The 12,513-nt window shown below is 41.6% G+C and carries 9 protein-coding genes; 2 read left to right on the top strand and 7 right to left on the bottom strand.

Annotated features, from left to right (window positions below; all coding sequences use genetic code 11):
• The first annotated feature begins 4 nt into the window (after positions 1-4).
• Positions 5-892 carry a helix-turn-helix transcriptional regulator gene (locus tag D7Z26_RS06570; protein ID WP_120975259.1) on the top strand — a complete coding sequence of 296 codons (888 nt, stop codon included), beginning with the start codon at positions 5-7 and terminating at the stop codon, positions 890-892.
• Positions 893-967: 75 nt separating this feature from the next.
• On the opposite strand, the gene D7Z26_RS06565 is transcribed toward D7Z26_RS06570, so the two are convergent.
• The 5 genes from D7Z26_RS06565 to D7Z26_RS06545 all read right to left on the bottom strand — a co-directional run bounded on the left by D7Z26_RS06565 (position 968) and on the right by D7Z26_RS06545 (position 7,596).
• Positions 968-1,768, bottom strand: a complete 801-nt coding sequence (locus D7Z26_RS06565) for a carbohydrate ABC transporter permease (protein ID WP_158602227.1) — start codon at positions 1,766-1,768, stop codon at positions 968-970.
• 31 nt (positions 1,769-1,799) lie between these two features.
• On the bottom strand, positions 1,800-2,702 hold the full coding sequence (locus tag D7Z26_RS06560) for a carbohydrate ABC transporter permease (RefSeq protein ID WP_158602226.1): 903 nt from the start codon (positions 2,700-2,702) through the stop codon (positions 1,800-1,802).
• 95 nt (positions 2,703-2,797) lie between these two features.
• A complete protein-coding gene (locus tag D7Z26_RS06555; RefSeq protein WP_120975256.1) occupies positions 2,798-4,138 on the bottom strand; it encodes an ABC transporter substrate-binding protein in 1,341 nt (446 codons plus the stop codon).
• A 129-nt stretch (positions 4,139-4,267) separates the two neighbouring features.
• A complete protein-coding gene (locus D7Z26_RS06550) occupies positions 4,268-5,815 on the bottom strand; it encodes a response regulator transcription factor (RefSeq protein WP_120975255.1) in 1,548 nt (515 codons plus the stop codon).
• A complete protein-coding gene (locus D7Z26_RS06545) occupies positions 5,815-7,596 on the bottom strand; it encodes a sensor histidine kinase (RefSeq protein ID WP_120975254.1) in 1,782 nt (593 codons plus the stop codon). The genes D7Z26_RS06550 and D7Z26_RS06545 overlap by 1 nt, the downstream gene beginning before the upstream one ends.
• Before the next feature lie 140 nt (positions 7,597-7,736).
• On the opposite strand from D7Z26_RS06545, the gene D7Z26_RS06540 reads away from it, so the two are divergent.
• Entirely contained in the window at positions 7,737-9,962 is a 2,226-nt protein-coding gene (locus D7Z26_RS06540; RefSeq protein WP_120975253.1) for a discoidin domain-containing protein, read from the top strand.
• A gap of 40 nt (positions 9,963-10,002) precedes the next feature.
• On the opposite strand, the gene D7Z26_RS06535 is transcribed toward D7Z26_RS06540, so the two are convergent.
• Both D7Z26_RS06535 and D7Z26_RS06530 read right to left on the bottom strand, forming a co-directional pair.
• Positions 10,003-10,761 carry a response regulator transcription factor gene (locus D7Z26_RS06535; RefSeq protein WP_120975252.1) on the bottom strand — a complete coding sequence of 253 codons (759 nt, stop codon included), beginning with the start codon at positions 10,759-10,761 and terminating at the stop codon, positions 10,003-10,005.
• Positions 10,754-12,499 carry a sensor histidine kinase gene (locus D7Z26_RS06530; protein WP_158602225.1) on the bottom strand — a complete coding sequence of 582 codons (1,746 nt, stop codon included), beginning with the start codon at positions 12,497-12,499 and terminating at the stop codon, positions 10,754-10,756. Before D7Z26_RS06530 ends, D7Z26_RS06535 begins: the two co-directional genes overlap by 8 nt.
• Positions 12,500-12,513: the final 14 nt, after the last annotated feature.

Raw genomic sequence — 12,513 nt, 5'->3', positions numbered from 1 at the left:
AAAAATGAATCTACCTCCTGTTAATATCGAAAATATAGATATCAAACTCCGGTTTGGTAACTTTGTACTGAATGTGTTATATGTTAAATTCGGTTATTTTCTCAGTTCAATGCCAGAACATAGCCACAGCCAAGGCAGTTATGAGCTTCACTACATTCCACAAGGAAAGGGAACTCTGATTGCGCAAGATCAAAGTTACCCGATCACGCCAGGAACGCTATTTATGACTGGCCCAGATATCATACATGAGCAAATTCCGGATTTTAATGATCCAATGGCTGAATACTGTATCTTTTTCGAGGTGCTTCCTGGGGACTCAACACCTGCAATAAACCGGAATCACATAGCGAATGATAGGCTAATGTCCGAGCTTTTAATGAGCACACCATTCTGGATCGGAACGGATAGAGAAAATATGATGGCATTATTTGAAATGCTAGCATCGGAGTTGTCTATTCAATCTGTCGGATTTCATCACACGGTAACAAACATTTTGGAGATAATCGTGATTCGACTGGTGAGACAATATTCGCTACATACTTCCTCCCTACATCCTGTCCCGCTTAAGACATTAGATGACAGCAGACTGCTTACCATTGAGAACTGTTTCCTGTACCAATACCCATCCATAACACTCAAAAAGCTTGCAGATAATTTGAGATTAAGCACTAGACAGACGGAGCGTGCCGTCCGAAAGCAGTACGGAATTTCTTTTAGTGAAAAGAAAGCTCAAGTAAGGATGAGTGCCGCATCAAGGTTACTGTTATCGACCGAGTTATCCATTTATGCTATCGCTGTTCAGATCGGCTATACCTCGCAGGAACAATTCAGTAATGCGTTCAAGAGATACTATGGCATGACTGCCACACAATATAAATTCAAACGAATCTAAAATAAAGCCGTCACCAATCAAAGAATGGCGACGGCATTTAACAGAACCGTAATTGTAAATATCTAATACTTATCTTTATCCTTTTACCGCACCACCTGTGAGTCCCTGAACAAAATACTTCTGAGTAAACAGGAAGAAGATCATAAGAGGTATCAATATTAGTGCAATAGCGGCAGCCATCGGTCCCCAGTCGGTTTGAAATTGCGACTGAAAATTAAGAATCCCGAATGGAATCGTCCTTACCTTGGACATTGACAAAGCAATGGACGCCCATAGTAGCTCCCCCCATAAACTTACAAAGCTAAAAATAGCGCACGTAGCTAATGCGGGAAGCATCAAGGGGGCCATCACTTTCCTAAACGTTTGCGTTTCGGTACACCCATCCATCCGAGCTGACTCAATTAGTTCATTGGGAAGCGAAACGAAAAAACGCTGAATAATTACAATTGTAATGGGCAACGCCCATCCGATGTATGGAATTATTAGAGAAAGATAAGTACCGACTAGTTTCATTCGGCTCATCATAATATAGAGCGGCATAATGACTGTTTCAGATGGCAGAAAGGTCGTTGATAGCAGCAAAAACAAAATCAGATTACGATAGGGCACGTGTAATCGAGCTAAAGCGTACCCAGCCAATGCTCCCAAGATTAAGATACAAATAACGCTTATTCCAACAATGATTAAACTTGTCGTGAAATAGACGCCAATGTGCGCATCGAACAATGCCTTGGAATAATTGTTCCATTGAAAATGATGAGGATAAGACCAAACATTCGTATAAAACTCATCCGTCGATTTCAAGGACGTCAGCAATACAAATAAAATAGGATAGACCGTCGTTAATACAAATGCCAGCGTTATTATACGGCTCAAGTTAATTCCTCTGCTCGTATTGCGATTACGACTAGTACTCATAACTTTCACCTCGAAGCAGTCTGTTGGTCAGAAGAATAAAAAAGGTCACGATAATCGCGAATAGAAAACCCATGGCAGCCGATTGACCGTACTCACCGAATGAAAATGCGGTATCGATCATATGAAGCGGTACTGTTTTCGAGAAATTCCCCGGTCCGCCCTTCGTTAGAACAAATACTAAATCATAGGTTTTGAATTGCATGACCAGCGTGAATATAAACGATAATAGGACGATTGGTTTAATCAATGGAATGATGATTTGGGTGATCTGCTTGAAGTACCCCGCACCGTCTAATCTGCTCGACTCTAGCAAGGAAATTGGAATACCTTGCATTGCCGCAAAACAAAGCATCATGGCTAATCCGGCTATTCTCCATATTCCAACGAATACTACGGCGTTTAATACGGTGTTTTTATCCTCAAGCCAGGCAGTTGCCAAAGAGTCTGCTCCGATTAATTTGAGGAATTGATTCAGCAGCCCCATTTCCGGATTATAAATGAAAGTAAATAGCACTCCGATTATGGCTAGAGGCATCATGGAAGGTATAAATAGAATGAGTCGGTAAACCATTCCTTCTTTTCTGCCCAGTCGATAGATCAGAACCGCTAACACAACTCCGACAATGACAGCCACGAACGTAGAAGTAACTGAAAGATATACGGAATGTTTAATACTGATAATTGCAGTCTTATCCGCGAAAACTTCTTTGTAATTATCCAAACCTACCCAGCTCCGATTGGAGCCACCATCCCAATGCTGAAAAGATAATATGAAATTCCATATCGTTGGAATGAATATTGCGAATGTAATCATCACAACTGCAGGAATGAGGAATGCAATGCCCGTTATTGTCGTTGTCCGATTGAGTTTACTCTTTGAACCTGCCTTCAATTTCATTCCTCCACTCTCTATATATTATGAATGGGTATGAGCGGTTTCCTCATACCCATTCATAGGACGAATCCATCTATTATTGATTATTGAACTTATTTTGCAGCAGTTGCTTCTTTAATGAGTTTGTCTAAGTCAGAAGCAACATCTTTCAAACTCGATCCACCTAATACATAATTGGCTAGAATTTGTTTTTCAACGTAATCCGTTAATTTAGGCGATAATTGCTCAAGCTCATGCGGGAAGATCGCTGCAGCCAAACCGACTACTTTTTTGATATTTGGATCTTCAATTACCGCGTTCTTGTTGCCAGTCGGGTAACCCGCTGCGGCGTTGATCGCCTGTACTTTGTCACCAAGGTAAGTTTTAAGAACTTCTACCGCAGCTTCTGGATGAGGCGCGTTAGCCGGAATAAACAACCCGTCTGCTCCGCCCAATATGACATCGCTGCTACCCATAGTCGGCCAACCGACAACCACTGCATTGATTCCTTTTTCTTGAGCGGACTTCAAGAATGCGGCAGTATCCGAGGCTACCCAACCGATAATGCCTACTTTTCCTTGGAGGAAGGCTGATTTGTTCTCATCCATTGTCGCTGTAAGAGCGCCTTTTCCTGGGTACCATAGCTGCGAATCGTACAATTTCTTAATATTATCCAATGTCGTTCCGTAGATTGGATCGTTTCCTGCTATCTTACCTGCTGCCAAATCTTCTAACTTGTTTTGATCTTTGGCTAGGCTCATAATCCCATTACGGAATAGCCAATCCGGATTACCATGCGATGCAAATCCGAACGGAGTGCCTGCTTTGTCTTTCAAGGCTTGATTCGCTGCCATGAACTGATCCCAAGACCAAGTATCGGATACAGTAAGACCGGCTTTTTCAAAGAGATCCTTGTTCACGATCATCAGCGAGAAGTTAGAGGCTAGCGGAACGTTGTAATATTTGCCGTCATATTTCCCGATATCGAGCAGCGTTTGATTAAACGAATCTTTCCATTTGCCGCCGTCGGCTTCCAAGTAAGGAGTAAGATCCAATGCTTGCCCGTTGTCAACGAATGTCTTCATGGCTTGTGGCCAGAATTGGTATACATCGGCAGGTGTACCGGAAGCTATTCCCGTTTTAACGACCTTCTCTAAATTGCCCCAATCCACTTGAATGTCATTGATTTTGTACTTATCCTTCAACTCGTCCTTCACTTCTGCCATCATTGCATCCGTTGAGCTGAATTCTACGATCTTCCCATAAAACTCGACATTGATTATTTTTACTGGTGCAGACTCGGATGGTGCGGGAGTTTCAGATGCAGCAACTGAAGGTGATGTTGAAGCTTTGTCTACATTATTTTTTTTGGTTGATCCACATGCCGAAAGCGCTATCATCAGACCGCAAAGCATCAATAGTGAAGCTGCCTTAAACCCTTTTTTCTTGATCATTTTTTTGTCCCTCTCTATTGTTTATTGTTTACGCTTTCATCTTAGCCCTGACAAGAAACACCTGTATAGGCGTAAAAACTACAAGGTTTTCTTAAAATTCTACGATGTTTCAATCAACGAAAAGTGGAATTAGAGGTTTTTGCGATACTTCGTCGGCGAGTATCCTTCCAGTTTCTTGAAAACTTGAATAAAGTATTTATAATTTTGAAAACCGATTTTTTCAGATATTTCATAAACGACGAGATTGGATTGTTTGAGTAGTCGTTTGGCTTCGTCAATTCTCGTTTTATTGAGGAACTCATTAAATGCGATACCCGTTTCCTTTTTGAAAAGATGGCTGAAATAATTCGGGGTAAAGCCTACATAGTTAGCTAATACTTCGATGGATAGTTCTTCCTGGAAGTGTTTTCGGGTAAATTTTATTGCTTTGGATATATTCGGATTATGCCTACTTGTGTTGGATTTTGACAGATCATAGAACACGCGCTCATAAATACGAATGACCCAATTGAAGCAATCTTCCATCCATTCCAAATGGTTTAATTCCTCTTCCTCTTTCCATAGTTCAATCTCTAATCGTTGCTCGTTCAAGGATCTCAACAGGATATGGATAAGTTCCAAACAAATGATTTTAACACGGAACACGGTAAGCAAACTGGATTGCGAGATATGGTCAAACTCATCATTGATGAGCTGTTTTGCACTTTCAGCATTAGATTGCATAATGTATTCCTTAAGTTCGTTTTCTTTCACGACATAAGGATGTTGGCTCTCATGAACGGCTTGTATATCCTTGTAAAAGATTAAGCTAGCCCTGCCATAAATAAACTTTTTCTCGAGTGCTTTATTCGCTTCTTCGATCACATTCGGTATATTCTCCAAATCGCCAATAGTGCTGACACCCATCGAGATGGATTTTTGATAAATTTCATGGAGACTTCGATTTATTTTCTTAAAATAACTCTGTATTTTATCGTTTAGGTCCGAACGCTTATGTTGAGAAACCAATATGTAAATAAGCTGAGATGATTTCTCGATTAGAATCCCTTCAAGGGCTTGCGACATCTGTTCAAGCTGTTGCGAAAATGCCGAATAAAACCCCTCATTATCCGATGAAGGTTGGGTTTCCGTCTTGATTCGATCAACGTCGGCGACTATGCAAATTAAGCTCTTGTCGAAATGTACTTGATAATATTCCCTGAAAATTCTTTTGATTTCACGTGAATTGGATATCTCGCCTTGAAGAATGCTATCGACCATTTGCTGTTCTCTCGCGATACGATTTAATTGCTCATTGGCGGCTTCTTTTTCCACTTTTGCCTTTAGCTGAGCAACCATTTGAATCAAGCTTTTTATTTTGACAGGCTTAAGCTCGTATTCATTGACGCCGATCCGCAAGGCTGTCTTGGCATATTCGAAATCAGAATAACCACTTAAGATAATGATTTTGCATGTTTTGGATAATTCTCTTATTCTTTTGCTCAACTCGAGACCGTCCATTCCGGGCATACGAATATCTGTAATGATTATTTCAGGTTGAAATGAACGAAAAATATCCAAAGCTACGACCCCATTCTCGGCATCAAAAACCTCATCAAAGCCATACGATTTCCAATCAATGCCTTCTTTGATTCCTTGTCTGATCTGAATTTCATCATCAACAATTAGTAGCTTCATTAGGATTCACCTCTGGTGATGATCGGCATAACTATTTGTATCTTCGAGCCCACATTTAGCTTGCTTTCAATATGCAGACCGTACTCCTCGCCATATCTAAGCTGAATCCGTTCGTGGATATTCTTAAGAGCAAACACTTTATGAGAATCCTCTTTGTTCGCTAACATTTGATTGATTTGCTCGACATCCATGCCTACACCATCGTCTTCAACAATACAGTTGAGCTTGTTTTCTTCGGAATAGATCGTCAAAGTAATCGTACCTTTGTCAATCTTCCGTTCCAGTCCGTGGAAAATCGCATTCTCTATCAAAGGCTGCAATATTAATTTTAGTGTCATCATGGAAAGCGTGGCAGGGTCGACATTAGCGACAAACATCACTTTTTCGCCAAACCGGTTTTGCTGAATTAACATGTAGTTATGCAAATGCTCAATCTCTTCTTGAATCGTCGTGATCTCGTGTCCCTTGTTCAAGACATGACGGAATAGATCGGATAGCGCCTCAATCTGATCGCTCACATCGTAATCTTTATTCTTTACGGCGAGCCAACGAATAGAATCGAGTGTGTTATACAAAAAGTGAGGATTGATTTGAGCTTGCAAAGCCTTTAATTCGGCTTCCTTTTCTTTTATTTGACCCTTATACACGGTATCAATGAGTTCTTTGATCTGCTTGATCATATTGATAAAGATGTTGCTGACCCGGCCGATTTCATCCTGAGAATGAATTCTTAACTGCACATCAAAAACGCCATTTTTTACTTTGCCCATCTCTTTTGCAAGCTGCTTTAACGGTCGGATAATGCTTCTGTTCTGAATAATAGAGAAAATAATTCCAAATATTAGACAGATGGCAATACAAATGAAAATAAACATGTTAATGACATAGATCTGGTTCTTCAATTCACTCTCGGGAATAAGCTGAATCATTTTCCAATCAGTTTCATCGACATTGTAATGCAAAACAGCATAGCTTTTTTTACCGATTCTGGTAGTAAAGCTTCCTTCCGACTCTGCTAAAGCTCGTTGAATATAAGCCTTATCGCCGAGTTTTTCTCCGAGCATACTTTTATCAATGGATGACAGCACATTACCTTCCCGGTCTATCAAATAGATTTGACTACCCTTCCATGAATCCGCACTTGAATAATAACTAGATAATTTTCCCTCATCGATGCTAATTCTCTCAATTGCGATCTCTTTGGAATTATCGAGATTGTTAACTGCTCGGATGAGTGAAATGACTTGCTTCGAGCCTTTAATATTTTTCATTTCATATACAGGTGTCCACAAAATCTTCCCCTTTAACTGGGAGGACATTTGATTAAATTGTGTATTCTCCGTTTGAACCAAATTACCGAATTGAAATATTATTTCTCCGTTATTGCTCAAACAGATCGAATCTATGAACGGCTTGGAGTCCATGATGGATTGAAATGTGTTTCCTCCCCAATCCCTTAACAGCGCGCTTTTCATCCGATCATAGTCCAAATAGGACTTATTCAAGTAATCCTTTATCATTATTTGAATATTGTCATTTGACAACATGAACAGGGACAAGTATTCGGTTTCCCGAATTAAATTTCCCAAGCTGAATCGGGTCTGTTTCAGCGTTTGAAAGGCATTTTCATGTGTTTTATTCGTAATGACATTCGTTGCTTTAGAATTAATAATAACGGCTGCAATGACCAATGGAACGACTATAAAAATTACGAGGTAAACAAAAAGCTTTTGGCTAATGGAGAAATCGCGAAAAATCTGCAACGGTCTAAGTCTTCTCATCTATGCGTCCTCCGCCTTTTCCAATTTATCGAAGTATAGCAGAACATATTGTAGTTTTACTATCTTTTTCGCTTGTACTTTTTCATGATACATTCAGATCATGCAAGCGCTTGCAAATAATATAAGAGGAAGTGAGATTTATGATTCTAAGAAGTTCACGTAAAGTTAGCCGTTGTTTTATGATTATCGCTTTCCTATTGCTTGGTTTTAATTTGAGCGTATCTCAATCTGAAGCTGCTCCCGACCCCAACAATTGGTATTTAAAGTCGCATTACGGTCTCTTCAATCATTTCACATACGGCTCTTCTACTTTTACTCAAACGATTTATCCAAATGGTACCGTACCTCTCGACATTAATGAGCTTGGGAATAATTTCAATGCCACGCAATATGCTGCGGATGCTCATTCGTTCGGTGTCGATTACGTGGCATTCACAGTCTGGCACTATGCGATGAACACATTGTATCCAAGCACCAAAATGAATCAATGGCGTCCCGGTCATTCCTCAAACCACGATGTCATTCAAGACTTGATAAATGCGTTGCAACCTTATGGTATTAAATTAGTGCTTTATATTCACGTTACGGATGGTCATGATTTTACAGCTGCGGACCAAACGGCAACCGGATGGAACAATTCTGCGGGAGGATATCTTACCTGGAATAATTTCGTTAACGACATCGTCACGGAATTGGGTAATCGCTATGGAACCGCAATTGACGGATATTTTGTCGATATGATGTATGAGAGCTACTATCAGAACATGATTGACAAAGCCAGATTACGGACTAGCATGCTTGCCGGTAACCCTAACCGAATTATTATTGGAAGTGGCGGCACTGGAGACGCTGCCGTTTCCCTTAGCGGCGGAGCGGCCGATTATATGGCTAGGGAATATTATAATCAACCCACCAGCGTGAACACTTGGCCAGCGACTAACAATATGACTGCAACGGTAATGACGACCCAGAACGTTTCTCCGAAATGGGCTTGGTGGGCTTCCGTTCCCCAAGGTACGAATGTTCTCCGGAATAGTCCGGAAGAAATGTTCCGATTCACTGTGTTGGAGGCCGGCGTAAATCGAAACGGCGGCGGTATGCTTTGGGATGCAGGTACTTATGCCGGCTCCGGCGCTTTATGGGAAGACGGCATTAAATCGGCTCTGACGACGCTAGGTACTTATGTAAATGCCGTTGGGACTTCCTTGAAAAATGTTTTCCCAAGCACATCCTATCCAAGAGCAAGCGGAGTTACGCTCAACGGTCTTGCCAATGGCATCGTCGCCACTAAATCAACCGACGATACGGTTGAATATATCCATGTCTTAAATCCTCCCTCTGGCACAAAAGTATTAACTTTGCCTGTACCTGCTGACGGTAAATTATTTAGCTCCGCGACAATTTTGAAGAATGGGCATTCGGTTTCTCTTTCTCAAAATTCTAGCGGCGTGACGCTAACATTAGGCTCCTCTGATTCATGGGATAGCCTCGATACTGTAATAAAGCTTGTCGTTAGCGGCTACGATGGCTTTTCTTATCTTAATGACACAGCCTCCAGCATTACTTACAACGGATCTTGGGGCTTAAGCAGCAACCGTAACGTCGGAGATTATCTGAACGATGTGCATTATACGACTACCAATAACAATTATTTTCAATACACCTTTACTGGTACCGGCATCGAATATATTAGCTCTAAGGATTCTAACTACGGCAATATAGATATTTATATCGATAACGTATTCAAACAGACGGTTAGTGCAGTAAATGCTACCGGATACTTGCCACAACAAGTGTTATACGGTATTTATGGTCTAACTTCAGGAAGTCATACCATTAAAGGTGTAAAAACGAGCGGAAGCTACATGCAGTTGGACAAATTTAAGATTATTACAACAGCGACACCGAATCTGGCAATTAATAAAACCGTTACGGCGAGCAGCACGGTAGACAATACGGACTGGGGAGTTGCCAAAGCAACCGATGGGACGACATCCTCGATTGGGGGATCCATGGGATGGTCTAGCGCAAATAGCTTGACTACCAATCATACGGAGTGGGTTACTGTTGATTTAGGTACATCCCAATCTTTCTCAAAGGTCGTTCTATATCCGAGAAATGATGGTGTAAATACCGGATATGGATTCCCGATCAACTTCACGATCGATGTCTCGACGAATAATTCGACCTGGAATACAGTTATAACAAATACGGGTTATGCATTACCTTCGGGTACTGGGCAAACCTTTACCTTCGCCGCTCAAAATGCCAGATACATTAGAGTGAACGGCACTAGCCTAAGACAGAATCCAAACGACTCTAATCAGTATCGAATGCAATTTGCTGAGATCGTAGTCAATCCTTAATTAAAGCGTGCACTTATGAAAGAATAATCGAGCGCTCTTCCTAGTGGGAGGGTGCTCGATTTAGATTTCGATAATCGCCCGGAGTTTGACCGACATGCTTTTGGAATACTTTATAGAAAGTCCGCCTGTTCTCAAAACCTATGCAGCTAGCTATCTTTTCTAGCGACAGAGTCTCGTCGTTGTTCAACAGTTCCTTGGCTTTGGCGATCCTGACGGTATTAATATAATGTACGATAGATATGCCCGTCTCTTTCTTGAATATCTGACCGACATAGGCTGGATGCATGCCGACTACGTTGCCCGCATCTGATAATGAGATATCCTTCATATAGTTCGTATGAATATAGTCCATGAGCATACGCACATGCTCGCTAACGGCTATGGTCCCTTGTTTCTTGCCTTCTTCGGGGTTTCCCGTCTGTCGTTGATCCAGAATCGCAATCGCCAGCCGTCTAAGCAACTCGTGAAGCTGAGATTCGTTAATCGGCTTGAGCAAGTATTCCACGACCTGAAGACGAATGGCGTTCTGGGCGTAGTCGAACATATCGTAACCTGACAGAATGATGAACCTATTGAAACCTTTGGCTTTTGCCTGTCGAATGAATTCAAGGCCGTTCATTCCGGGCATCTGAATATCAGTTATTATGAGATCTGGTTGAAAGTACTCTAACATCTCTATCGCTTCGATTCCGTCACATGCCGTAGTGATTCTATCGAATGGGGTATTTGCTTGTTCGATGAGATCCTTAATACCCGCTAGAATGATAGGCTCGTCATCCACAATCAGGAGCTTAAGCATGAGGTTCCTCCTTCAATAAAATGATTAGGGAGCAGGCTGTCCCAACCTCAATAGTACTATCAATGTGCATTTCTGATTCTTGCCCGAAATAAGCTTTCATCCGTTCCGAAACGTTGTTAAGCCCTATTCCCATTCCCCGAATTTCAATTGCTTCTTCCCCTGCCGTCCCTGCTAGGAACTGTCGCAACGCCATTAGCTTCTCACTTGAAATCCCAACACCATTATCGGCTACGAGAATTGTGGCATAGCCCTCTTCCTGGTTAATCCGGATCGAGATCCTCTTTGAACCCCTCTTAGGAGATAATCCGTGAATCATTCCATTCTCTACCAACGGCTGCAGGATAAAACGCGGGCAACGAAGCATCATGATACTATCGTCGATCTCCAATTGGAAATCAAGATCGGGTATCCTAATCTGATGGATAGCGATATAGGCTTTCACATGCTCAAGTTCTTCCCTTAATGTCGTATCGTTGCCTTTCGTTAAGCTATAACGAAGGAGATTCCCCAGGGAGAGCGCCATATCGGCGACTATGTAATCCTTATTACTGCGAGCCAACATTCGCATAGTCTCTAACGTGTTGTATAAAAAGTGAGGCTGAATCTGCGCTTGAAGCATCTTGAAGTCGGCTTCCTTTTTAAGCAATTCAACCTTTTGAACGCGATTAACCAATTCGTCCATGCGGATAATCATTGCATTGTAGTTGGAGATGAGAAAACCAATCTCGTCCGTTCCTGCATGACCCGAATAAGGATGACCAAGAGAATCCTGTCCTACCTTGCGCATATGACGCGACAAGAGTATGATTCGTTTCGTTAGAGAGGACACGATGAGATAGTACATAGCCGATAACAACAATAGGAGCGATCCACCGCCAATTACCCATAATTGTTTGATACGCAGGAAGTTGAATACTTTATTCCGATTGTTTACTTCGACAACTGTTATTCCGAGACGTTTGATATCGACTGAATTCACAAGCAAATGATTATTGTCCGTTTGAAAAGGGCTATTTGACTTCACTTTGACTGCCGACACGATATTCATAATTTGTGAATCCGTTAGTCCTGTTTGAAATGCGGTTGGCATAATTTCCTTGTTCTCGCCCAGGAGCACAAGATTATTTCCCGGATGAACCGCACGTAAATTCTCGAGCAAGTTTTCGAACAATTCCGGTTTAACCTTCATTTGTATGATTCCAAGATCGCCCGTATATGTCTCGCTATAAATTTTGTGATAGTAAGCCAGAGATAGCCCATCTTCGCCTATCGTATGCTTCCATAGTCCCATGGCTGGCTTAAGGGAGGAAATTTCCCGTTCGGATAATATGCCATGGATCTCTTCGTAACTCTGAAATCCAGGTACCCATAGTGGACGTTGCTTCGTCTTGGGGAATATCGTTAACGAACTGATAGCCGGCTCTCCCAAGGAAGCGAAGGAAATCGCCGGACTAATGTCTTTTAAATAGGAATAAATAAGATCCCGGTCCTCCATGAAGTCGCCGCGTATGTAATCGATTAATGCCGCGTTATTCTGGTAAATCGACTGCAAAGACTCGATCTTGCCTAGACTGGATTCCAAGCTTCCAACCGACAGCTCGATGTTCTGCTGATTAGCCAATTGATATTGATCAAACATTTTTTCGTACAGTTGATAATAGACAAATACAGCGAACAGCATAAACGGAAGGACGATAAGCAGAATATACCCTACAATCATCTTAGTGCTGATGCGCATCGTCATCATAGTCT

Origin of the sequence: Cohnella endophytica, from assembly GCF_003628305.1 — a bacterium.
In the GTDB taxonomy this organism is placed as follows: Bacteria; Bacillota; Bacilli; order Paenibacillales; family Paenibacillaceae; genus Cohnella; species Cohnella endophytica.
This window is presented reverse-complemented; position numbering and strand designations above follow the sequence as displayed.